Annotated in this window: 22 protein-coding genes; 15 read left to right on the forward strand and 7 right to left on the reverse strand. The window is 57.6% G+C overall.

Annotated features, from left to right (window positions below; translation table 11 throughout):
* Window position 1: 1 nt before the first annotated feature.
* Window positions 2–664, reverse strand: coding sequence for an alpha/beta family hydrolase (locus B3M52_RS11400; RefSeq protein WP_075196236.1), 663 nt, complete (start codon window positions 662–664; stop codon window positions 2–4).
* A 228-nt stretch (window positions 665–892) separates the two neighbouring features.
* On the opposite strand from B3M52_RS11400, the gene ccoN reads away from it, so the two are divergent.
* From ccoN to B3M52_RS11445, 9 genes are all read left to right on the forward strand, one after another.
* Window positions 893–2323, forward strand: coding sequence for a cytochrome-c oxidase, cbb3-type subunit I (gene ccoN / locus B3M52_RS11405; protein WP_007153696.1), 1431 nt, complete (start codon window positions 893–895; stop codon window positions 2321–2323).
* Between the two features lie 15 nt (window positions 2324–2338).
* A complete protein-coding gene (gene ccoO / locus B3M52_RS11410) occupies window positions 2339–2947 on the forward strand; it encodes a cytochrome-c oxidase, cbb3-type subunit II (RefSeq protein WP_286749603.1) in 609 nt (202 codons plus the stop codon).
* A gap of 5 nt (window positions 2948–2952) precedes the next feature.
* Complete coding sequence (locus B3M52_RS11415) at window positions 2953–3138, forward strand: CcoQ/FixQ family Cbb3-type cytochrome c oxidase assembly chaperone (RefSeq protein ID WP_036205261.1); 186 nt, start codon at window positions 2953–2955, stop codon at window positions 3136–3138.
* Entirely contained in the window at window positions 3135–4025 is an 891-nt protein-coding gene (gene ccoP / locus B3M52_RS11420; RefSeq protein ID WP_041334233.1) for a cytochrome-c oxidase, cbb3-type subunit III, read from the forward strand. Before B3M52_RS11415 ends, ccoP begins: the two co-directional genes overlap by 4 nt.
* A 130-nt stretch (window positions 4026–4155) precedes the next feature.
* On the forward strand, window positions 4156–5589 hold the full coding sequence (gene ccoG, locus B3M52_RS11425) for a cytochrome c oxidase accessory protein CcoG (RefSeq protein ID WP_286749604.1): 1434 nt from the start codon (window positions 4156–4158) through the stop codon (window positions 5587–5589).
* 44 nt (window positions 5590–5633) lie between these two features.
* Window positions 5634–6149, forward strand: coding sequence for a FixH family protein (locus B3M52_RS11430; protein ID WP_286749605.1), 516 nt, complete (start codon window positions 5634–5636; stop codon window positions 6147–6149).
* Window positions 6146–8593, forward strand: coding sequence for a heavy metal translocating P-type ATPase (locus tag B3M52_RS11435; RefSeq protein ID WP_286749606.1), 2448 nt, complete (start codon window positions 6146–6148; stop codon window positions 8591–8593). Before B3M52_RS11430 ends, B3M52_RS11435 begins: the two co-directional genes overlap by 4 nt.
* A 54-nt stretch (window positions 8594–8647) precedes the next feature.
* Window positions 8648–8857, forward strand: a complete 210-nt coding sequence (gene ccoS / locus B3M52_RS11440; RefSeq protein WP_266101213.1) for a cbb3-type cytochrome oxidase assembly protein CcoS — start codon at window positions 8648–8650, stop codon at window positions 8855–8857.
* A complete protein-coding gene (locus B3M52_RS11445) occupies window positions 8857–9555 on the forward strand; it encodes a sulfite exporter TauE/SafE family protein (protein WP_228209739.1) in 699 nt (232 codons plus the stop codon). Before ccoS ends, B3M52_RS11445 begins: the two co-directional genes overlap by 1 nt.
* Before the next feature lie 29 nt (window positions 9556–9584).
* Here B3M52_RS11445 and ttcA read toward each other — a convergent pair whose 3' ends face one another.
* A complete protein-coding gene (gene ttcA / locus B3M52_RS11450; protein WP_126812329.1) occupies window positions 9585–10496 on the reverse strand; it encodes a tRNA 2-thiocytidine(32) synthetase TtcA in 912 nt (303 codons plus the stop codon).
* A gap of 74 nt (window positions 10497–10570) precedes the next feature.
* Between ttcA and B3M52_RS11455 the strand changes: the two genes are divergently transcribed.
* The 3 genes from B3M52_RS11455 to B3M52_RS11465 are packed head-to-tail and all read left to right on the forward strand — an operon-like array spanning window position 10571 to window position 12974.
* Window positions 10571–11215, forward strand: coding sequence for a TetR/AcrR family transcriptional regulator (locus B3M52_RS11455; RefSeq protein WP_041334226.1), 645 nt, complete (start codon window positions 10571–10573; stop codon window positions 11213–11215).
* A gap of 27 nt (window positions 11216–11242) precedes the next feature.
* Window positions 11243–11905 (forward strand): DNA-J related domain-containing protein, encoded by a 663-nt coding sequence (locus B3M52_RS11460; protein ID WP_286749608.1) that lies wholly within the window; start codon window positions 11243–11245, stop codon window positions 11903–11905.
* 46 nt (window positions 11906–11951) lie between these two features.
* Complete coding sequence (locus B3M52_RS11465) at window positions 11952–12974, forward strand: polysaccharide deacetylase family protein (RefSeq protein ID WP_228209955.1); 1023 nt, start codon at window positions 11952–11954, stop codon at window positions 12972–12974.
* 3 nt (window positions 12975–12977) lie between these two features.
* Here the strand turns inward: B3M52_RS11465 and B3M52_RS11470 are convergent, their stop codons facing one another.
* The 4 genes from B3M52_RS11470 to B3M52_RS11485 form a co-directional block, all read right to left on the reverse strand.
* Window positions 12978–13970, reverse strand: a complete 993-nt coding sequence (locus B3M52_RS11470) for a MalM family protein (protein ID WP_286749609.1) — start codon at window positions 13968–13970, stop codon at window positions 12978–12980.
* 95 nt (window positions 13971–14065) lie between these two features.
* Window positions 14066–15691, reverse strand: a complete 1626-nt coding sequence (locus tag B3M52_RS11475) for an OmpP1/FadL family transporter (protein ID WP_075196246.1) — start codon at window positions 15689–15691, stop codon at window positions 14066–14068.
* Window positions 15692–15728: 37 nt separating this feature from the next.
* A complete protein-coding gene (locus B3M52_RS11480) occupies window positions 15729–16739 on the reverse strand; it encodes a hypothetical protein (protein ID WP_041334221.1) in 1011 nt (336 codons plus the stop codon).
* 59 nt (window positions 16740–16798) lie between these two features.
* The gene (locus B3M52_RS11485) at window positions 16799–17599 is read right to left on the reverse strand and encodes a C39 family peptidase (protein ID WP_085680181.1); all 801 of its coding nucleotides are present in this window, start codon (window positions 17597–17599) and stop codon (window positions 16799–16801) included.
* Window positions 17600–17851: 252 nt separating this feature from the next.
* On the opposite strand from B3M52_RS11485, the gene malT reads away from it, so the two are divergent.
* Window positions 17852–20617: an HTH-type transcriptional regulator MalT gene (malT, locus tag B3M52_RS11490; protein WP_085680179.1), complete on the forward strand. Its 2766-nt coding sequence runs from the start codon at window positions 17852–17854 to the stop codon at window positions 20615–20617.
* A 7-nt stretch (window positions 20618–20624) separates the two neighbouring features.
* Here malT and B3M52_RS11495 read toward each other — a convergent pair whose 3' ends face one another.
* Entirely contained in the window at window positions 20625–20945 is a 321-nt protein-coding gene (locus B3M52_RS11495) for a TraR/DksA family transcriptional regulator (protein WP_041334219.1), read from the reverse strand.
* Window positions 20946–21079: 134 nt separating this feature from the next.
* On the opposite strand from B3M52_RS11495, the gene B3M52_RS11500 reads away from it, so the two are divergent.
* Window positions 21080–22450, forward strand: a complete 1371-nt coding sequence (locus B3M52_RS11500) for a sodium:solute symporter family transporter (RefSeq protein WP_286749612.1) — start codon at window positions 21080–21082, stop codon at window positions 22448–22450.
* 692 nt (window positions 22451–23142) lie between these two features.
* Window positions 23143–24045, forward strand: a complete 903-nt coding sequence (locus B3M52_RS11505) for a hypothetical protein (protein WP_286749613.1) — start codon at window positions 23143–23145, stop codon at window positions 24043–24045.
* The last annotated feature ends 284 nt before the right edge of the window (window positions 24046–24329 follow it).

Consider the following 24329-nt stretch of genomic DNA (forward strand, 5'->3'; position numbering starts at 1 on the left):
CTCATTCCTGCCCGATCATAAACCTCGCAGCTGCTGCCGCCGCCTGCTGAATCAGATCTTCCCGGCTCTCACTCTGTCGCGCCAGGGGCCGATAATCGTGGTCTCCACCTTCCAGCCACGCCAAATTTACGTTATCCAGGGTGTCCAGTGCACGCGCCTCAACCTCTGCCTGTTTGCCGAAAGGGTCCCGCGTTCCCTGAATGATCTGTATTGGCCGGCACAGTGACTGGAAATGATCCGTCCGCCACCGATCATTTTTGCCAGGAGGATGAAAGGGATAGCCGAAACACACAGCACCACGCACCGCGTCGTCAATGCCGGGCTCAGCAGCCAGAATGCTGGCCATTCTTCCCCCCATGGACTTGCCTCCGACAAAAACGCCGGCCTGCCCGTCGATGCCGGCGCAAGTTTCTGCAATGACCGTGCGGAAATGCCCAAGTAGTGTTGGCTGGCGGTCTGGTGGCCGCTTTTTGCCATCCTCCCGCCGCTTCTCCATATAGGGGAACTCAAACCTGACGATCGTCACGCCCTGCGCTGAAAGCGCTGCCGCCAGGAGCTCCATGAACGGCGAATCGGCGGGTGCACCTGCGCCATGTGCAAGGACAAGCACCGGCGCTGCCACACTACTTTTCGCCCTGGTTTTGAATACGGTTACAGAATTCACCAAACCTCCGAATTATGACTATCATTAGTGTTCCGGGAAGCAATGCATCAACCGAACATCAAAAACCGCTTTTGGAGCATTCGTGATTACCCTTGTAGATTCGCCATGTTACTGATTTAGACCCAGTTGACAGAGTTTCAGAGTTGATCTACGTCATTGCAAACAGCTAATCGTTTCTCCATACTTGCGCCCGCATATTTTCCCCACTCTAAACCCATTGGTAAGGCTATGAGCACAGTAAATGCTAACCTGACATACAACTACAAGGTGGTGAGACAGTTTGCCATCATGACGTTGGTCTGGGGCATTGTTGGCATGGGCATGGGTGTGCTGATCGCATCCCAGCTTGTTTGGCCCTCGATGAACCTGGATTTCTCCTGGACTCACTTCGGTCGTTTACGGCCGCTCCACACAAACCTCGTCATCTTCGGGTTTGGTGGTTCGGCACTGTTTGCCACCTCCTATTACGTTGTTCAGCGTACCTGTCAGGCGCGACTGATCTCCGATGGGCTCGCGGCGTTCACCTTCTGGGGCTGGCAAGCCGTGATGGTTGCGGCGATCATTACCCTGCCAATGGGCCTCACCTCTTCCAAGGAATACGCAGAACTCGAGTGGCCAATTGATATCCTTATCGCCATTGTCTGGGTGTCCTACGCACTGGTTTTCTTTGGCACAATCATGCGGCGCGCCACTGCCCACATCTATGTGGCCAACTGGTTCTACGGCGGTTTCATCCTGACCGTGGCCATTCTGCACATTGGTAACAACCTGGCCTTACCGGCGGGCGCCTTCAAATCCTACTCCGCCTACGCGGGCGTGACAGACGCGATGATGCAGTGGTGGTGGGGCCACAACGCGGTCGGTTTCTTCCTGACTGCAGGCTTCCTGGGGATGATGTATTACTTTGTTCCCAAACAGGCCAACCGCCCTATCTACTCTTATCGCCTGTCCATCGTTCACTTCTGGGCGCTGATTGCGACCTACGTATGGGCGGGTGGCCACCACCTGCACTACTCGGCGTTACCGGACTGGGCCCAAACCGCGGGCATGGTAATGTCTCTGATCCTGCTTGCACCCTCCTGGGGCGGCATGATCAACGGTATGATGACGCTGTCGGGTGCCTGGCACAAACTGCGTACCGACCCGATCCTCCGCTTCCTCGTGGTGTCTCTGTCGTTCTACGGCATGTCCACGTTTGAAGGCCCGATGATGGCCATCAAGACGGTTAACGCGCTGTCGCACAACACGGACTGGACCATTGGCCACGTACACTCCGGTGCACTGGGCTGGGTTGCCATGATCAGTATCGGCGCCATCTATCACCTGATTCCCAAGCTGTGGGGCCTTCAGGCCATGTACAGCGTCAGCCTGATCAACGTCCACTTCTGGCTGGCCACCGTGGGCACCGTACTCTACATCGTTGCCATGTGGGTGAACGGTATTATGCAGGGGCTTATGTGGCGCGCCGTCAACGAAGACGGAACCCTGACCTACAGTTTTGTCGAAGCCCTTGAAGCGTCCGAATCAGGCTATTTCGTGCGATTCCTTGGCGGTGTGATTTTCCTGACCGGTATGCTGGTGATGGCATACAACGTATACATGACCGTGCGTCAGAAGGAAGCCGTTGCTCAGGACAATACAGCAGCGCAAGCGGCGTAACGGGAGACAGAATCAATGAAACACGAAATTGTTGAAAAGAACCTGGGGCTGATGATCGTACTGATCATCTTCACCATCAGTGGTGGTTTCCTGGCAGAAGTGGTTCCGCTGTTCTTCCTGGACGAGACCAACGAGCCGGTTGAAGGCCTTGAGCCCCTGTCAGCACTGGAACTGGAAGGCCGGGACATCTATATCCGTGAAGGCTGTCACGTCTGCCACACCCAGCAGATCCGTCCGTTCCGCGCTGAAACCGAGCGCTACGGCCACTACTCCGTTGCGGGCGAGTTTGTCTACGACCGTCCGTTCCTGTGGGGCTCCAAGCGCACCGGTCCTGATCTGGCCCGTGTCGGTGGTCGCTACTCCGATGCCTGGCAGCGCCAGCACCTGTACGATCCCCGCAGCGTAGTGCCTGAATCCAACATGCCCGCTTTCCCGTGGCTGTTCGAAAATCGTATTGATCACACCAGCACCGAGTCCAAGCTGGAAACACTCCAGACTCTGGGCGTGCCCTATACCGACGAGCAGGTTGCCGGTGCGCCCGACGAAGTCAGGGGCAAATTCGAAATCGAAGCCCTGGTGGCGTACCTGCAGCAGCTTGGTACCGTGATTTCAGATAAACGGTGATCCCCATGGATATTAACGAGTTACGTGGCATTCACTCACTGGTCATTATGGCCATGTTCCTTGGCATCATCTGGTGGGCCTACAGCGCCCACCGGAAGAAGCCCAATGACGAGGCGGCCCATCTGCCCTTCGAGGATGACGACGTGGAAAAGCGTACTCTTGAACAGGAACAAACGGAGAAAAAGCAATGAGTACCTTCTGGAGCATCTGGATCAGCGTGATCGTGCTCGGTACCGTGTTTGGCTGTTGGTGGCTTCTGTATGCCACCCGCAAGGGCCAGACCACCGATACTGAAACCAACAAAACCGTTGGTCATTCGTTCGATGGCATTGAGGAATACGACAACCCGCTGCCCAAGTGGTGGTACTATCTCTTTATCGCGACCTGTGTTTTCGCACTGGGCTATCTCGCCCTGTACCCGGGCCTGGGTAACTACAAGGGTCTGTTGGGGTGGACTGCGGAGAACCAGTGGCAGGCCGAAATGCAGCAGGCCGATGCCCGTTACGGCGAGCTCTACGCCAAGTTCGGTGACACACCGGTGGCCGAACTGGCTGAGAACGACGATGCCATGAAGATGGGCCAGCGGCTGTTCGCCAATAACTGTGCCGTCTGCCATGGCTCCGCCGGGCGTGGTTCCCTCGGGTTTCCCAACCTGACGGATGACGACTGGCTGTATGGCGGCGACCCGGACACCATCCTGACCACTCTGCACCAGGGTCGTAACGGCAACATGCCCGCCAAGGGCACCATGCCGGGTATGACCTCTGAGCAGGTTGACCAGGTTGTTAACTACGTGCTCAGTTTCAGCGACCGGGCAAAGGACGAGGAAGCCGCTGCCAAGGGTGAGCAGGTATTCGCACAGGCCTGTGTGGCCTGTCACGGTCAGGACGGCAAGGGCAACCAGGCCATGGGCGCTCCGAACCTCACCGACAATACCTGGCTGTACGGCTCCACCTACGAGTGGATCAAGGAAACCGTGGTGAACGGTCGTGCGAACCAGATGCCCGCACAGGGCGACCGGCTCTCCGACGACCAGATCCAGATTCTGGCTGCGTACGTCTACAGCCTGTCCAACTGAGTAATCGGCCGGGATTCTGTCCCGGCCAGGTCTTCTCAAGCCTTGGCCTGCAGCTGCTGGCCAAGGCTTGAGAAGATCGCCTGCCCACAGTCAGCTGTGAATGAGGGCGCCACATCATCGGGAGGTAACGATGAGCAGTGAGATTCCGGTCAAACAGATTGACCCATCCTCTGACACCTCCGACAACAATAAAAACACCGGAACTGTCGAGCTATACGCCAGCCGCAAAAAGATCTACGTCAAAGGGGTCAAGAATGGCTTCTTTCAGCGTATCCGGAATATCAGCCTGACAGCCCTTATGGGCATGTACTTCCTGTTTGTCTGGTTTACCGTGGATGGTCAGCCCCTGATTCTTTTCGATCTCCCGGCCCGGGAATTCCACCTCTACGGAACCACATTCTATCCCCAGGATTTCATCCTGCTGTCGGGTATGCTGATCATCGCTGCTTTCGGCCTGTTCTTTGTCACCACGCTGTTTGGTCGGGTGTGGTGTGGCTACACATGCCCTCAAACCGTTTGGACGTTTATATTCATGTGGGTGGAGGAGCGTATAGAGGGCAGCCGCAATAAGCGGATGAAACTGGACAAGGCGCCCCGTTCCGCCGAGAAAATTGTCAAGAAATCCGTAAAGCATTCCGCATGGTTGCTGATTGCGCTGGCCACCGGCCTGACCTTCGTGGGTTACTTCTACCCCATCCGTGAACTCATCAGTGACCTGTTCACCCTGCAGGCCAACGGTTGGGCCTATTTCTGGGTGGCTTTCTTTACGGCTGCCACCTATCTGAACGCGGGTTGGCTACGTGAGCAGGTATGCCTCTACATGTGCCCCTACGCCCGCTTCCAGTCCGTCATGTTCGACCCCGACACCCGTGTGGTGTCCTATGACCCCAACCGGGGAGAACCCCGCGGCGGACGCAAGAAAGGCACTGAACCTTCGGAACTGGGTCTCGGTGACTGCATCGACTGCGGGCAGTGCGTTCAGGTATGCCCTACCGGCATCGACATTCGCGATGGGCTGCAGTACGAGTGCATTGGCTGCGCGCTGTGCATTGATGCCTGTGACGAGATCATGGACAAGATGGAATATCCGCGCGGCCTGATTCGCTATACCACTGAAAACGAACTGGAAGGCAAGACCTCGAAGCTGATGAGGCCACGCACCTTTGGTTACGGGTTGGTACTGTTGCTAATGATTGGCGCGATTGTATTCACAATTGCCACCCGGGTTCCGGCGCAACTCGATGTCCTGAGGGATCGAGGCGCCCTCTTCAGCTTTAACGGTGAAGGCCGGGTAGAGAACACCTACACGCTGAAGGTCGACAACATGTCGGAGGTGCCGCAAACCTTTACGATTTCGGTTTCAGGCCTGGAAGGCATCCGGCTGCTGACCGAGAACACCCTGACCGTGGCGAGCAGTGAAAACCGGGCACTGCCGACGGTGGTGGATGTCGCACCCGAGAACATCTCGGAAAGCAACAATGCCATTGTCTTCACGCTTGAATCACAATCCGATGAATCGCTCGTTCTTGAAACCGAAAGCCGGTTTGTCGGTCCAAATCGCTGATTCCCTGACACCAATCAGGGAAACCAGCCTTGAGAGACAGCACTATGAATGAAAACGCACCCATCATTCCCTGGTACCGGCAACCCTGGCTGTGGTTTCTGCTGATATTCCCCGGCGCCGCTATCATCTGGTGCTCCATTGCCATCACAGTCGCGATAAATACCGACAACTCCATGGTAACCGATGACTATTCCAAGGAAGGTCGCGGGATCAACATGGCGATCGCTCGCGACCAGAAAGCCGAGGACCTGGGCCTGACGGCGGACATGACATTTGGCGAACGGGAAATCACTCTCTCCATGGATACTGCCACCGGTCCTGCAAACTACCCTTACCTGATACTGAGCCTGTATCACCCGACCATGTCGGAGTTCGACCGCACCATACAGTTCCGGTCGATCGGAGAGGGGCTGTACAGCGCCACGCTGAATCAGCCGATTGAAGGCCGCTGGTATTTTGACCTGCGTGGCCCCGACAACCAATGGCGACTGAAGGGTGAGTCCAGCCTGCCATCGCAACGCTCCCTGAGCCTCAGTGCGGTCACAGAAGACCGCGGGTGACCCCCTTGGATTGTTATCATTGTGGTGAACCGGCACTCGGAGCACCAGCCATCACCCTGGAACTCGAAGGGGCGTTGCGACACTTCTGCTGTCTTGGTTGCAAGGCGGTCTGTGAGACCATTCGTGCCGAAGGGTTAACCGGGTTCTACCAGTTCCGTACCGAGCCGGCGGTCACTCCGAAGGCACTCAGCGATTCCGAGCGGAACCGGATCCTTGAAGTGGATCACCCCCTGGTTCAGAAGTCGTTTGTCTCTCCCGTTACCGCAGGCCAGGAAGCCACATTGCTGGTAAGCGGCATCACCTGTGCTGCTTGCATATGGTTGCTGGAGAACCACATGGCCAGGCAACCGGGCGTGGTGTCATTTTCCGTCAATCACAGCACCCAACGCGCGCGGCTGGTCTGGAACCCGGAGCACTCCAGACTCAGCCAGTTACTGATTGCCGTCCATGAATTGGGCTATCGTGCCCGCCCCTATCAGGCCGATGAGGCCGAAAAGGCTCTAAAAGCCGAACATCGCTCCGCGTTGATCCGCCTTGCCGTCGCGGGCATAGGCTCGTTCCAGAGCATGATGCTGGCCTTTCCGCTGTATTTCGAGCTGGTGAATGACCTGTCGCCAGAGTTTGTCAGTTTTTTCCGCTGGTTCAGCCTTCTGGTCGCCACCCCCGTTGTGTTCTATAGCGCTCGCCCTTTCTTCGCTAACGCGTTCAGGGATATTCGCAGCCGCCACCTGACCATGGACGTGCCGGTGGCCACGGCAATTGGCCTGGCCTATATTGCCAGCGCCTGGGTGACGGTGTTTGGCGGCGAGGAAGTCTATTTCGAGTCTGTCTGCATGTTCACCTTTTTCCTGCAGCTTGGCCGCTACATCGAAATGCAGGCCCGTTACCGCGCCGGGCTGACAGGCAACGCGCTGGCCGGCTTCCAGCCCATGGTCGCCAACCGCATCCAGGGGAACGGCAGTGATATCGTCGCCACCCATGACCTGGCTGCCGGCGACGTTATTCGCATCCGGCCTGGCGAAACATTGCCCGCAGACGGCGTCATCGTCAGCGGCCACTCCACCCTTAACGAAGCGGCTTTGACCGGTGAATATCTGCCGGAAACCCGTAGCGAGGGTGATCCCGTCCATGCTGGCAGCATCAACGGCGAGAACCCGTTGGAGGTTGAGGTTCGCCGCGCCGGCACACAGACCAGACTGTCCGGCATTTTGCGGGTACTGGATCGGGTGCAGGCTGAGAAGCCACCCGTTGCGCTGGCGGCCGATCGAATTGCCGGCGTGTTTGTCAGCCGTGTGCTGATCCTGGCCCCACTCATCTGGATTGGCTGGTGGATGGCCGGCGCCGATAATGCCTTCGACATTACGCTCTCGGTACTGGTAGTGACTTGCCCCTGCGCCCTGTCGCTCGCCACTCCAACGGCAATAACGTCGGCAACCATGAGACTTCGCAAGCTGGGCTTCCTTCCAACACGCGGACACACTCTGGAATCCCTGAACACCATCGACACGGTGATTTTCGATAAAACCGGCACCCTGACACGAGGTGAACTCAGCCTGGTGGATACCCGAACCTTCGGCAACCTTGATGCGGATCGATGCCGGCAACTGGCAGCCAGCCTGGAGAAACATTCGGAACACCCGATCGCCAGGGTATTCCACCAGATACCCGGTTACGCCGCCAGGCAGGTACAAAACCACTTGGGCGGTGGTCTCTCGGGACAGGTAGACGGGGCACCCCTCTATATTGGCCACCGGGATTTTGTGGAAGAGAAGGTGGGTAGCCCGGCGCCGGAAGCCGACACCTCCAAAGGCATGGAGATATGGCTGGCCACGGACCGTGGCTGGATGGCCAGGTTCACACTGGACGACGAGCCCAGACCGGATGCAAGAGAAGCCGTCCAGGCCCTGCAAAATGCAGGACTGCGCACCATTCTGCTCAGCGGCGACCGCTCAGGACACGTTGAGCAGATAGCAGGCAGACTCGGCATTGATGAAGCCATCGGCCAGGCCTCACCGGAAGAGAAACTCCGCGTACTGGAGAACCTCCGCGACCAGGGCCACCAGATCATGATGGTGGGTGATGGCCTCAACGACCTGCCCTCCATGGCCGGTGCTGGTGTGTCCGTGGCCATGGGAAGCGCTGCCGATCTGACCCAACTCAAGGCCGATGCAGTGCTGTTGAGCGGGCAGTTAACGCAACTGTCCGAAGCCCTGAAAGCCAGCCAGGACACACGCCGCGTCATCCGCCAGAACATGGCCTGGGCACTGGCCTACAACGTCTGCGCCCTGCCCCTGGCGGCAGCGGGTCTGGTTCCACCCTGGCTGGCGGCCATCGGCATGTCCCTCAGCTCACTGGTGGTGGTACTCAATGCCATGCGGTTAGGTAGGCAGCGAGGCAACCCGGTATCCCACGCCCCGGCGGTTGGCGCCGAAGCAACGTCCTGATACCGTGAACACTGAATCACCCAATACGTTTGAGGTAGCCCTGTGCAAATCGTAATGATCCTGGTTCCGGTCATGCTGATCCTGGTGGCACTAGGCATCCTGCTGTTCTCCTGGGCCGTCAAGAACGGCCAATACGATGACCTTGATGGACCGGCCCATCGCATCCTTTATGACGATGACAAAGACATGATCCCGGACGACGCCAAACAGCACAAGCAGGATGCCAACTCTGCCGAGGAGCCGGGCGACAGCCACAAATCCTGATGGGCGAAGAACTTTACCTGAGCTATTCCAGCGCCTTCCTGATTGGCCTGCTCGGCAGCACCCATTGCCTGAGTATGTGCGGAGGGATCAGCGCGTCACTGTCCATGGCACTGCCTGTTGGCCGGGGCTTCCGTGTTCGCCAGACCGCCATGCTGCTCGCCTTCAATGGCGGGCGGATTGGCAGCTACGCAGCGATTGCCGCCCTGATCGCGCTGCTGAGCACCAGCGCCTCGGCCTATTGGACGCAACTTGGCCCGATACTTCGAACAATGGCAGGGATACTGCTGATCCTGATGGGACTGTCCATGGGGCAGTGGTGGCAAGGCATCCGCTACGTGGAACGCATCGGTGCCCCGGTCTGGAAACGTCTGTCACCGCTCACCGCCCGAGTGCTCCCGGTGCATCATTTCCACCAGGCGCTCATCCTTGGCGCACTCTGGGGCTGGTTGCCCTGCGGGCTGGTCTACAGCACCCTGGGCTGGGCTGCCCTGCAACCCTCGGTGGGCAGCGCGGCCACCACCATGTTGTTCTTCGGCCTCGGTACCCTGCCATCCATGCTGGCCACCGGTTACGCCGCCACCTGGATCCGAAAACTGCGGGACCACCAGCGCTTTCGGCAGATCGTCGGACTGCTGCTGATTGGTTTCGGTATCTGGACCCTTCCTGTCACCGCCTTTTTGCATACCGGTCACGGATAGACAAGGGCTGGACTACCGGCTCGAACCGATCAGATATTAAGCACGTCCAACCGTCCGAAATCGGGTGTTTGGGGCTCGACCGTCCCGGCACTTTGGCCCGGTTCGGAATGGCGGTGACCCTCACGGAAGTTGTACAGGGAGGTATCGGCGAGGTGTGACGGCTCAACGTTACACATGGCCCGAAACATGGTTTCCAGGCGCCCCGGGTGCTGCTTGTCCCAGGTCTGGAACATGTCCTTGATCACCTGACGCTGCAGGTTTTCCTGGGAACCGCAGAGGTTGCAGGGAATGATCGGGAACTGGCGCAAGCTGGCGTAGCGCGCAATGTCTTTCTCCCGGCTGTATGCCAACGGGCGAATCACCGTGTTCCGGCCGTCGTCGCTGTGCAGAACCGGCGGCATGGATTTCAGCTTGCCACCATAGAACATGTTCAGGAACAGCGTTTCCAGCAGGTCATCCCGATGGTGCCCCAAAGCAATCTTGGTAACGCCGTGTTCTTCTGCAAAATTATAGAGAATTCCGCGACGTAGGCGGGAACAAAGTCCGCAGGTGGTCTTCCCTTCCGGTACTTTTTCCTTAACAATACTGTAGGTGTCCTTCTCGATGATGTGATACTCAATATCAAGAGCCGAAAGGTACTCAGGCAGCACTTCTTCCGGGAAGCCGGGCTGCTTCTGATCCAGGTTCACAGCAATCAGCTCAAAGCGCACCGGCGCGCTTTTCTGGAGATTCAGCAGGATATCGAGCATGGCGTAGGAGTCCTTGCCGCCAGACAGGCAGCACATGACTTTGTCACCAGCCTCGATCATCGAGAAATCAGCAATCGCCTGCCCCATTTCCCGGCGCAGGCGCTTCTGCAGCTTGTTCAGTTCCAGTTTCTGCTTGCGCTCCGCTTCAGGAGCCTGGGCGGTTTCGGAGTTGGCAGTTATTGCTTCGGGCATAGGAAAACGTCGTTCATAAGGTCAGTGAGCGTCGGATTATACGCGTGCAAAAGTTCCAGGGACAGGATACAGACATGGATATGTTAGACACAAAACCGGAAGCCACCGGTAAACGGGAATTCAACCGTATTCGCAACCGCAGTGCCATTCTTGACGCGGCGCGGGAGTGCTTTCGGGAACGGGGGTACGACAACTCCACCATCCGCGATATCGTACGCCGTACCGGCCTGGCGGCAGGCACCTTCTACAATTATTTTTCCAGCAAACAGGACATTTTTGCAGCTCTGCTGACAGATTTCCTAAGCGGCCTCAATCACAACCTTACCGAGTGCCGAAAGTCCGCCAATTCCGCTGAAGACTTCATCTACTTTGCATACCTTTCGCTGTTCCGGGCCACCGCCAGCGACCCCCTGGTTTATGAGCTGGCGCATCGTAACGATCGTGCCATCCGTGAACTGTTCGGCTCAGACATTCTCGGGCTTGCCATGCTCTCCCTGGAGGACGATGTCAGGAACGCCGTTGAGCGTGGCCTGTTGCCGGAGATGGACGAAGAGTACCTGTGCGCCGCTTTCTTCGGGGTAGGCTACGAACTCAGCTTGCGCCTGGCCTACCGTGCCCACAATCGGCCCGCCGAGGCCGAGGCCGAAGCCAGAAATGCCACCCGGTTCGCGACCAACCTGTTCCTGAAGGGGTTGGAGCGGGACATGCCTCTTCCGTAACGGCGCCCTGTCGCCTACCATTGGGGCATGAATCAACCCGATACCGCAACACAGGACGCCAAGGCGCTGGATGGTGAAGCGCCCAATGAGACGCTGAATTTTCAGATTCAGCACCTGCTGGTTGCCACCGAGCATATCCTTCGTCGGCACCCAGCCGGAATCAACGAGCTGGGCCTTATCAAAACCCTGCAAAAGCCGCCCTGGGAGCTGATTGGCGAGGTCAACTTTGGCGAACCGGACAAGCTCTATCCGGTCCATTTCCTGCTGTTCCATGTGCTGTACCGGCTACGGGATCAGCTCGCCACCGGCGGAGAAACCCTGACCATTTCGCCACTGGTGATTCAACTCCGCAAGAGTTCTGTGGTGGCGGGCGCAGGTGTGCCCGACCGCATGGACGAACTGCGGAATTTTTACCTGGACCTGTCCAAGTACGAACTGCCGGAAGACGCCATAAACCGGATGATGGACGATTTCTGGGCCGGGCGCAGCGGCAACCGACCCGCCGCCACAGAAGCGAGTGAAGCCGCAGCCGTCCTCGGTTTTGATGCCATTCCCCCTGGCTTTGACGACGTCAAACAACGCTTCCGGCGGGCAGTTATGCATGCGCATCCGGACCGGGGTGGCGAAACCGAAACCATCCAGGACCTAAACCAGGCCTTCGCCGTGCTCAAGGCACACTTTCGGACCTGATTGCACCGGAATTCCCGATTTCAAGGACACTCCAATGGCACCAAGAATGATGACCCGATCTCTCCTTCTCCTGCCCATCACGGCATTCACGCTGACTGCCAATGCCGATCTGGTAGTGCTTCAGTACCACCATGTCAGTGACTCGACGCCGTCCTCCACCAGTACCTCAGTGTCCCTGTTCCAGGGACAACTGGATATGATTGAGGATCTGGGACTGGAGGTCGTTCCGCTTGAATCGGGAACCCGCGCAGCACTGGCGGGTGAGCTGAGCGACAGGTCCCAGGTTGCCATCACCTTTGATGATGCCTACGAATCCGTCTACTCACAGGCAGCGCCAGCCCTGCAAGAGCGGGGGTATGAGTACACCATATTCGTCAATACCGAGGCCGTGGGCAGCCATGGCTATATGACCTGGGATCAGTTGCAGGAAGTCAGAGACCGCGACGGCGTGACCATCGCCAACCACAGCAAAGACCACGGCCACCTCGCAAAACGCCCAGGTGAATCCGATAACGATTGGGAGGCACGTGTCGATCGCAGCCTGGATGAGGCCCAGGAAACCCTCTCCGAAAAACTGGGGACCAATGTTCCGATGTTTGCCTATCCCTACGGCGAGTTTGACGACGCGTTATTACGCAAGATTGAGGCACGTGGCTGGCTCGGCTTTGGACAGCAATCCGGCGCCATCGGGGAGACTTCCGCCGCCACACGTCTGCCCCGATTCCCGGTGGCGAACGCCTACGGACAACTCAACAGCCTTGAAGACAAACTACGTAGCAAGGCGCTGCCAGTCGATGCCAGCCAACTGCCGGACGGCGTTATCTCGGAAAACCCGCCTACCCTTTCGTTTACCGTACCGGAAACCATCAGTGTCGATCGACTAAGCTGCTTTGCCTCAGGCCAGGGGCGCGTAGACTTCCAGGTATCAGGTGGAGATAACGTCATTCTCAAGGCGCCGAGAAGCTTTAACAGCCGCCGTTTTCGCTACAACTGCACCCATCCGGCCCCCGATGGCAGCTATTATTGGCTGTCACAGCAATGGCTTGATCTGAGCCAGCCGGAAGACTGAACGTCACTCGCCAGCCCGGGAGAGACTGAGTTCACCGGTACGGGTGTGCGGGATGGCCTTGGGCCCGTACTTGTCCTCGACAACCGTCTGCCCCGCCAGATCCGCCTCGCGCGTGAAGATCACCATCCAACGCTCACCCCGGCTCGGGAACACCGGAATGTAGGAGTGGAGGTAGCCGTACTGGTACCAGGATTCAGGGACATAGCTGGCCACCAGGTCGGTCACGATTCGAACCGGGGCGAACGAGGCATCAAGAAACGCCACCGAGGGCACAAACATTCCTTCGTGATTGAACGACCTGAGGTGGAGGATGAAGTCGGTAATTTGCTCCGCCGGCGGCAGTCTGACCAGACGGTAATGGCTTTCACCCGTGCTGAATGAATGGCGGGGGGCCTTGTCACCCATGGACACCCCGAATTCACGACCTTCCTGCCATTGCTCAGGCTCCGACCGTTCCAGCGCCTGACAGCATTGCCCTGCCCACTGCTGGAAAAAACGTTCCTCTCCGGGATCGATTCCCAGGACAGCCATGGCTTCGGGGTCAGCATCTTCCGGCAGGCCCGGCAGCCCGACCGTTTCTCCCGGTTGGTGGATACTGGCCTCCGTCAGTTGAATCGGCGGCTTGATGCGCCCCTTCTCGACAGCGGTCCGGGTATCCGGCTGGTAATAGCTGACACGAATATTGCCCTGGGCATCACGCCAGGTGAAATAAGGCTTGGGTTCGCCCGGACGAACATAGCCGTCTTTTTCGAGCTGATTGGCATCGGGATAATTTTCGAGATTGAATTCTTCGTGGTACCCGCTGGAAGAAGCATCCCCGGAAGCCGACGAGTCCGCAGAGCCAGTTGGGGGAGCATCCTCAGCGTTTGCCTCCTTGCCCTCGCCCTTATCTCTCTCACCGGTGCTCTGCGGTATTGGCGACTGTCTTACCCGCCCCTGCTCGTCCACCCAGGTAAAATAACCCTCGCGGCTGCCAGAGGCGTCGGGGCCAGACAACTGGCAGCCACTTATAACGACAGCCAGACAAGCGATAACCATAAAATGGCATTTGGACATCGGGGCGAAACACCCTGTTCGTAAACGCGTTTGCGTCAGAATTTGGTACGGAAACTGAGACCTGCCGTGACAACTCGTAGCGAGGTTTTCACATCCAGCCCCGCATAGGGGTTGTAGATGATATTGGTAATATTGTCACAGTTTAGGTTACAACTGCCGTTGGCAGGAACCGTTTCTATGGATTGCAGATAGCTCAGGTTCATGTCGATCTCAGTATCCTTATCCCACCGATACCCCATACCAATACTGTAGAGGTTTGCACCGCCGAACGGCGCCATAATCTGGCGCTGGTCATCGGGAATTACCGAATCCCGGATTTCCATACCCGCGCGAAGGTCCAGACGGGACGACGCATGGAACTCCAGCCCAAAACCCCAGTTCCACTGATCGGTAAAACCGAGAGGCAACCTCAGTGTGTTGGGAGTGGCGTTCTGCGGTGACAGAATCCGCGCGGCGTTCAGGAATTCCAGGTTACGATCGAAGCGAAACACAAACGCGTCCCACTGCTTGTAGTCCGTCCAGCCCACATCCACATTGACCGTCAGCTTGGGATGGACATCCAAGCTGATGCCGGTCTGGAAATGCTGGGGATAGGTCAGGTCCATGGAGACGTTGCCCGCTTCCCTTGGGGCACCGGACGGCAAGCTCAGGATAGCCGAGGTGATGGCACCCAGCACCGAGCCGTTGACGCTCTGCCAGAAGCCGGACCAGTCGTCGGTGTACTCTATCTCGAAAGTACCCTTCATATTCATGTCGGCTTCGGAGGTATAACTCGCCCCCCAGGCGAACCACTCATTGGGTTCCCACATCACACCCAGCGCGTAGGTGGGTGACAGGGTTTCCTGCACGTTGATACTCAAGGCGCCAATGTCGTCCCAGGGCCCGACATTACCCCCGCAAAGGGCCAGCCATGGCTGCAGAGGCTCATCCCCACTTTCGCAGTTGAAGGCATCCTGAAGAACCTCCGCAACGCCCAATAGCATGTTTGGGGCGCGCATGTACTGATCTGCGGCAACCCCCATATGCGACAGATGGATTCCGGCACCCACGGACCACTCGTCGTTGATCTTGTAACCAACGGTTGGCGACAGATAAGTTGTCCGCTGCAAGGCCGTTGCCTGTGGCATATAGCGCCCCGGGTCGTCCTTGTCGCGATAGAAGCCGGCGGCCAGGGGCAGGTAGAAGGCGTTGCCAAAGGTCAGTTTCGACCCGGGCGGGTTGATGCTGATACCGGCAGACGGGGCGACGGCGGGGCCAGGCGGCGCCCGCAATATGCCAAATCCCGGGAGATACAGGGCAACGTTGTTAGTATGGCTGTGTTTGTTTGCGACCGGGTCCCGCTGTTTGCCAGTGAGAGGGTCTGTTTCCAGGCCATCAATGCCGAAAATCTCGTAGCCATCCGGGGCGTGGAAATCGGCGTCAATGTCCAGGTAGACGCTCATCAGGTTAACTTCAAGCTGACGCCCATCCAGCTTGGTCAGCCCCGCCGGGTTGTAATGGATCGCCATAATACCGGGCGGATCGGCCGTCACGGCGTTACCCAGGGCCAATGCCTTGGGATGAATGGTCAGGTTCTGTGCCAGCTGCGCCTCGACACCACAGGTCACCGAGGCTGCCATAATGGCAGCGGCAATCTGTCTCTTGTGGCTGGTTATTCCCATGAAATCTTCCCTTCCCGTAAAACGTCAGAGGCTGAGCTCACTCTTTGAGACCTGAAAATCTGATGGGCAGGGACACGCCCAGCGAGAAATCAGGTGCGTCTTCGGTAAGGCCAATACCAAGGCTGGTGTTCACGATGGTGGTATCGCTCACGCGGGTACCCAGCGACATACTGAGGAAGCCACTCATCTGGTCCTGAGCAACGGCCTGAGTGCCATCACTGAAGGACAGGATGGTCTGGTCGCTGTAACTCAACTGGGCGGAGATGCTGAGGGAAATGTCGTAGGACAGCGAATAGGCGAAACCGGCGGAGCCGGAAAGCCCGAAGCCGGGTTCCAGTTCCTGTAACACCCTGGCGCCCCGGACTTGTTGGAGGTCCCTCTCAGGAAGGTTGTAGGTAGCGCTGGTAGACCCGAACACAACCACCGGGTCCAACACCTTTGAGAAACTTACGCCGCCGGCAACCGAATAGTAGCCGCTGCCGGTGGACAGTTGCTCGTCTATATCAATCTCATAGGGACTGACACCCGTCTTGGTTGTGAAAGTGCCGAAGACCGTCGTGGACATCTTGCCCGGCACGTAGGCAAAAGGCTGCCAGCGAGCGGTCGCGGAGATATCGCCAAAATCGTAGATGTTCAGTTCATCCTGGGTATCGTACTTAACCACCAGGGGTATCCGCGCACCGACAGTCAGGTTATCCAGCAGGCCATAATCGTAGGAAAACGCATTGGTGAAGTTGTGGGTCGCGGACGGCACCACATCGAGGTTGCGAACTGAACCGTCGGTGATCGCCAGGTCGAGACGCTGGTCACCGGTGTAGGAGTAATCGAACGAGTAGTTCAGGGAATGGGTGCCCTTCTTCTGCAACGAGTAGCTGGTCTCGGCTGCCTGGAACACCTCTTCCAACTGTTTGGATGAATCCTCGTCACCCTCCTGCCTGGCAAGTGCCTCCCTCGCCTCGTCTACGTTTCCTTCCTGCGACAATGCCATGGTTGGTAAAAGGCCAGTCACGGAAAAAAGGATAAAACCTCGCACTAACCAACGATTCATCCTGACTCCCTTATTTCTAATTGTATTGTTTCCTGTGTGCCGGCTTTGCGCCCGGCACGTTAATGGCGCCGGTAGAACAGCTGCTTCCGGGTATTCTCAACGCTGCCGTCCGGATTATTCTTCTGGCGTTCCAGCATGTTTCTGATCCGGCGTTCCGTGGATTCATGGAATTCGGGTAACTTCTGCAACGCCAGCAACGTCAATGTCTGGTCGTCCACAAACCGGAGGTCCTCCTCTTTCAACTCCAGGTAATCCAGCGGCTTGTCACTGCCGGGGAACACAATGAAGAGCACGTTGTCGTCCCAGCTCTCTTCAAACTGGGCGAGCGTGAAGGAGATATTGCCGACCGCCGGATCGGCGAGATACACCCGGCCGTCGCGGATGGTGCGCAGCACCACGAAGTGCTTGAAACCGGCGTGCTGGATGGGAACGATGGCCGGGTGATCGAGGTCAATCAGGTCATCAATCGTGGCGCGGAACCCGCCAGAGGGATAACCAAGGGCGGTAACGAGACGTTTCATGTCGAGCATGGAAAAGGCGCGGCGCTGCACAATCCGTTCACTCTCGCCGTAGTGAAGTAGCCCCTCCATGACTTGCCGCTCACCAAGGTTTCTACCGAGGTAGAAATTCAGAACCGTGGTCAAGGCGGCGCTACCGCAGCTGTAGTCGTAAGCCTGACGCACGATATTCCGGAACTTCTGCTCCACCAGAGGTTCCACCCGGGCGTCGGTTCTCAACTCAATGGGGCTGGTGTCGAAATCCTGCTCAATCACAATGGTGCCCTGTTCATAAGGCTCCACGACGACCGCCTCCTGGGCCATAGTGAAAGTGAGGATGGATCCGGCGAGTACCAGCAGCATGGTCAGACGAAGTCCCTGTTATTATTAGACATCACGTTTTCCGAGTTACATCTTGTTACGGTAAGATACCGAAATCGCTAACGCCTTAAAGATAACTGTGCCTCAAATCTGCCGCTGCAGAAGGGGCCCTCCCTGCCGGTTTTGAGAACTGGTTCATGCCCCTCAAATAGCGACAACGGGAAGTTGACGCAGAGCCACAAAGCCGGTATCACATTCTTTGCCACTGTCTGACACCAATTACTGAAGATCCTGATGACAACAACACTGAATCCGGGACAACTGACGTTCATCGCTGCCAAAAACCAGAGCCCACAACCACCACCCGCCCTTTTACACCGGGAAAAATTCAACGATCTTCTCCACGGCCTGGAACCGGTAAGCCTGCTGCTGGTGCATGCGCCCGCGGGCTATGGCAAAACCACCACGGTGGCGGACCGTCTTGAGGCACTGGAGGCCACCAGCGCCTGGTATCGCCTGGAGGTCGGCGACAACGACCCGGCTCGATTTGCAGGCTACCTGGCCAAGTCACTTGAGGTTGCAGCTCCCGGCAGCTGCAAGGCCACGCTGAGGAAATTGCAGGAGAAGGGGTACGACGATCTGGAGAGTTTTCTCACCGACCTCCTGGCCGAGCTTCCCTTGGACGGGCTGGACGGGGACCCGCTGTATCTGGTGCTGGACGACTATCACCTGATTGACAACGAGGTCATCCACAACGCGCTGCGCTTCCTGCTGCGGCATCAACCTGCCTGTCTGACGCTCGTCCTGATCACCCGGACGGTGCCCCCCATTGGCGTCGCGCAACTGAGGATGCAGGGACGGATGACCGAGATCACCTCACGGGATCTGGCCTTTGGTGCAGACGAAGCACAGAGCTACTTTGACAGCCGATTGCCGTTCGAAATTTCGCGGGAAAGCATCGAGCGGGCTGTCAGGCGGGTTGAAGGCTGGGTGTCGGCACTCCAGCTTCTGTCCGCATCGGCACTGACCAGCATCGAATTCAACGATTTTGTGGATCAGCTCGAGTACGGCAACCAGCACATCTTTGACTACTTTGACGAACTGGTTGGCCAGGGGCTGACGGAACAGCAGCGAACTTTCCTGCTGCGCACCAGCATACTGGACCGCTTCAACGCGCGAATGGTCATGCGGGTAATGGACGACAGCAACGGCCAGGCCTTGCTCAGCGGCCTTCTCTCCATGGGGCTGTTTATAACGCCCGTGGACAATTCCGCCCTGTGGTTCCGCTACCATCCGCTGTTTTCCGTCTACCTCCAGCACCTTTTGAGCTGCACGACTGAAGAGAACCGGCAACAGCTGCACCAGCGGGCCAGTGACGCCTGGTTGGAACTGGACCACGCCGAAGAGGCCGCCCGCCACGCCATCGCCGCCGACGACGCGGACCGTATCACCCGCGTACTGACCATTCACGGCCGCAAGTTTTTCACCGAGGGCCAGTTCATCCTGCTGCAGCGTTGCCTCGACGCCCTGCCCCAGGATGTGATTGCCCAGGATCCGACGCTGACACTGCTCAGGGCCTGGGTGGCCCAGGGCCAGTACAAGTTTGACGAAGTTGAAAACTGGTTGTCGGCTGCGGAAACCCGTCTGGAAGCATCCATGACGGAAGACACCCAGCGCGCCGTGCATGGTGAGTTCAGTGCCATTCGTGCCCAGGTCGCCATGAATTATGGGGATGGAGAACGAGCCCTGGCCCTCGCCCGCGAGGCCATCGACCAGGAAGCCCGCTACTTGCCCACCTCCCGGGTGGCGGCGGCCTCTGTCATTGGGGAAGCTCTGTTTGTTCAGGGCGAACTGGAAGAAGCCCTCGCCCGTATGCAGGAAACCGAACACCTCGCCCGGGCGCACCAGGCCCACCAGAACGTGCTCTGGGCACTGTGTCAGCAGTCTGAAATCAGCGTTGCGATGGGCTTGTTGCAGAAGGCCTACAACATCCAGGAACGGGGTTTCCAGTACGCCGAGGAAAACCACCTCAACCACCTGCCGATACTGGAATTCCTGTTCCGCATCCGCAGTCAGATCATGTGGGAATGGCACCATCTGGAAAATGCTGAGCGGTGTGCGCTCCAGGGCATCGAGATCCTGGAAGCCCAGGGCGAGCGCTGGTACGTGCAAAGCTATACATCGCTGGCCAAGGTGGCCCATGCCAGGGGCCGGCAAAGCCTGTGCGCGGACTACATCGCCAAGATGCAGAAAATGCTCGCCTCCGGTGACTATCATCTGGACTGGGTCGCCAATGCCCACGCCACCATGCTCGCCTACTGGGATGCGGTTCGGGACCGGGAAGCCATACAACGCTGGCTGACCATCGCACCGCCCGTCGACCCCACCACGGCGACCAACCACTTCAATCAATGCAACGGTCGCAACCGGGCTCGGGCGTACATGAGCCTGGGACTGTACAGCAAGGCGCAGCCTCTGCTGACAGGACTGCAAGCCGTCGCGGAACAGGTGGGTCTTAAAACCGACCTCAACCGCAACCATATCGCGCTGGCGCTGCTTTACTGGGACACTGAAGACCGTGAGAACGCCCTGAAGCACATGGTCGCCGCGCTCCAACTGGCCAGCACCACCGGGGCCGTCGGCAGCTTCCTGCGTATGGGCAAGGTGCTGATCGTGATCCTGAAAGCGCTGATCAATGACGAAGCGATTGACGGAATGGAACTGCAGCGCGCCGAACGCCTGATCCAGCTGGCTCAGCAACAACGGGATTTCAGCCGCGCCATCCGGATTTCACTGGACGAAGCCATCATTCAGGATATTATCGACCGGCCTGATGTACCCGAACTGATCCGCACATCTCCCCTTACCCGCCGGGAATGGCAGATACTCAGTCTGATCCACGCCGGCCTGTCGAATGACCAGATCGCCGAACACCTGAAAGTCGCCTCCACCACGGTGAAGACGCACATTCGCAGCCTCTACCAGAAGCAGAACATCAGCCACCGGTCAGAGGCCATTGAACTGGCCAAAGACCTGCTCAGCAAGATTCAGGGGGAGTGATAGGGGTTCAGTCTTCGGCGCACTTCACGCAGACTGTGGTGTAGGGCAGAACCTGCAGGCGCCGTGGATCAATGTCTTCGCCGCACCCCTCACATTCGTCCCCGAGCCCTTCAGCAAGGCGTTCAAGGGCGTGTTCGATCTGGGCCAGCTCGTTGCGGGTTTCCGTCTCCAGTGAATCGACCACTTCGTCGTTCTGGGTCTGTACGGCCTGCTCTTCGAAGTCTTTCTCCAGCGCGCCACCCTGGCGATGCTGGTGGGCTTCATACTTTGACAGGCGTGCCTTAAGGTCGGCACGCAGGGTTTCCAGTTCCGATTTGCGATTACTCATTGGGTGGGGCCTCCCCCGTCGGTTCAATTCCGAATGGTGACTTAATACAGTAAAGCATAAGACAGACAGTCAATCGCAGCACCGCGTGGAATATGTCACTATTCCCGGCTTTATGATTAACGGAGAAACACACCATGCTCTACACCACGGTAGCTGCCCTGGCGGCTGCACTCGTTCTGTTCACCTGGCTCGGGCTGCGGGCTCGCCTGGCCGATGGCGGCCTGGATGATTTCGTGACGGCCCGCAACAGTCAGGGCGCCCGGGCACTTGGGCTATCCTTCCTGGCGTCGGGTATGGGCGGCTGGATACTCTTCGCGCCCCCGGAAGTTGGCGCCCTGGTGGGGCCGGTGGCATTGGCCGGTTACGCCCTTGGCGCCGCCCTGCCCTTTATCGTGTTTGCCTTCTGTGGCCCGGCCATCCGGCGCTACCTGCCACAGGGCCGCAGCATTGGTGAGTTTGCCCAAGCCTGTTATGGCTCATCGGTTCGCCGCTACGTGTCGCTGATCTCCGTGCTCTACATGCTGTGCTTCCTCACCGCCGAACTCACCGCCATCGGCGCCATCACCTCATTGCTGTCGGGCGTGAATGGGAACCTTGCGGTGCTTGGCGTGGCCGTTGCCACACTCATATACACCACCTGGGGTGGCCTGCGAGCCAGCATCGTCACGGACCAGTGGCAGGCGTTCCTGCTGATCGGGCTACTGGCCATTGTCGGATTCGTGGCAATGGACCGGCTACCGGAACTGCAAATGGCTGACGCCCCCTCCGCGCCAGTAGGCAGTGCCCTGGGCGTTGCCCTGACACTGGTGATCGCCGTAACCGCCGCTAATCTGTTTCACCAGGGCTACTGGCAGCGCCTGTGGTCCGCCCGCGATACTTCGGCGCTGCGCAGCGGCGCCCTGTTGGGCGGCCTGGTGACTATTATCGTGGTTGCCGTAGTCGGCGGCCTGGGCATTGCCGCCGCCATGAGCGGTGCAGATCTCGGATCTCCACCCATTCCTTTCTTTGCACTACTATCCGGCGCCCCCGCATGGCTGACCATTCCCGCCCTGGTACTGGCCCTCACACTAGTCGCCTCATCCGTGGACACACTCCAGAACGCCCTGGCCTCCCTGGCAGTAACTGAAAAACAAGGGCTCTCCATCATATCGGCACGATGGGTGACCGTCCTCCTTATGATTCCCGTGGTGATAGTCGCACTCCAGGGCGTCTCGGTACTGAGATTGTTCCTGATCGCCGACCTGCTCTGCGCCACGGCAGTGATACCGGTATTGATGGGGTTGTGGAAACGCATGACTACCACCGCAGCCGTATTCGGTGGCCTTGCTGGTCTCGCGGGCGCGATCATTCCTGGATGGGTGACCGGTGGCAGCCTGACGGCAGGTGTCCTGGCCGCCAGCTTCCCCGGTGGCATTCCCACCTTGGAGCCATTCCTGGGTGCCCTGGCCGCTTCGGCTGTGGTCAGTTTGGCGATAACGCTGGTTTGGGGGCGGAAAAGCAACTGATCGCCTCTTAGTCGACTCACCGAAAGCAGGGAAAGTGGTCGACACGGCCACTTTCCCAACACTCCACCCTGGATGAGAATTCAGGAACTGATTGACCCAACGAGGTTTTCTGCCTAATTTGAACAGAAGTCAAATTGAAGTTAAATACTGCCCAGCAGAGTCGGTAATGGGAGAACGAGAATGGGGTTCTTTGGCATTTTAGCCATTGTTGTCATTGTAATATTGCTCATTCCGTCAAACTCGTTCGAGTCCAAGGCCATCCGGCTGGCTATGGATGCGTTACAAAGGACGAGCAGCACGGTACCTGAGAGTTCAGCTGAATACTTTCCGCCGCCCGGGGTAATGAAGGCAACGCTAAAGGAAAACTTTTGTCCCAGCCAAATGAAATTGTCACTACAGCGAGATTACGGTGCAGCCAAAGCTGAACATGCTGCCTATCATCTACTCGACATTGTGGGCCACTTATTCCTGCAGAATTCAAAGCCTGACATGAGTACATGGTGCCTTTCTGCAAGAGATACTTTAGGGGCCCACTTCGAGTAGGTATTTAACAAACTGTTGTAGTTCGGGCCTCCGACCCTACACCGGACTCCCATTTCGCTTCGCTACATGTACGCAGCTAAACGAAGGCGATAAGAGTTGCTGGGAAATTGGTTGTGGAGACCAAATCCAAATGTTCGCCAGGGGAAACTATGAAGCGTTACACCGCGCCCATGTCCAACACACTTCCGGATAAGCACGGTGATCGCCTCACCAAGGAAGCTCTAGAACAACTTGCGGCATCGGTCCGGATGTCGCTCATCCCGATTAACATAGAGCACGATCCTAGGGGTGGTCCGTGCGGTAGAGTGATATCAGCGGAAGTACGCGAAAGGACAGATGGCGAATATGAAGTCGTAGCCGAGATGGAAGTATTCGAAGGTCAGATTGAAGAGCTGTCGGACGGTCGGGAGATCGTGCAGAACCGCGTGGACAAATCTGAAAGCGTAAGCATCATTTGGGACAGAAGCTACTTGAGTGATGTAGATCAGAGCACGATCCAGGAACTGACGCACATCTTGAAAGGATCCTCAAGCCAAGAGCACAAGAAGTCTGTAGAGCCGCTTAGCATTTTCTGGGTGGTGGGCGGCTTTATGGGATTGGTTGGCTCATCCCTTGCGGCTGGTTTTTTCGGGAAGATGGGGGCGGATGCTTGGGATGCATTGAGAAGCAAGCTATCAACGCTCATGAAGCGGAAGGCGGAGTCGCATGACGAGTATCTTCTGATATTCGCATTTCAAGTGCGCCAGTCAGAAGGAGAGCATATCGTCGAGGTGGAGGTATGCATCGAAAATCCTCAAGGGCAAGATATTGATAACTTTCTAGGGGAAGGTATCAATATTCTTGATACTGTAGTGCCTGCATACATAGAAGCTGAGACTAAGCTCCGGAAGCTGTTTTTTGTGTATGGGAGCGGTGGGTTAGAGCTGCAGTATGGCGTCAGACGCGACTGCGCCTCCATTAAATTCAACCGTTCGACAAGGCAAGTGCTTGAAAGGCAACTGCTGCGGGGCGCACAAGATTATGCAGCCGACACTCGTACTTCGCGCGGCTGATGGAGTGCGTCAGGCACTATGTATGGACACTGACCAGATGGTTCAAAAGGTCCTTGAGGAACTGCGGGAGAATGCGACAGCTAGCGAGGGTGGATCAATTTATGACGAGCGGGACAGGGCGCTCCAAGATATAGAGCATTCGTTAAATCCAAGGAAGTATCGTGCGAAATATTGACCTGTTTAACCTACATGTTGCCGAAGTGCTCGGAATTTGCTTTGAGAGCTTTCCTGTGAGGCCAGATATAAGGTACGAGGATCTTGGTGTCAACGCCGGTTTAAAAGTG

It is taken from the genome of Marinobacter sp. UBA2688 (assembly GCF_002352785.1).
Lineage (GTDB): Bacteria > Pseudomonadota > Gammaproteobacteria > Pseudomonadales > Oleiphilaceae > Marinobacter > Marinobacter salarius.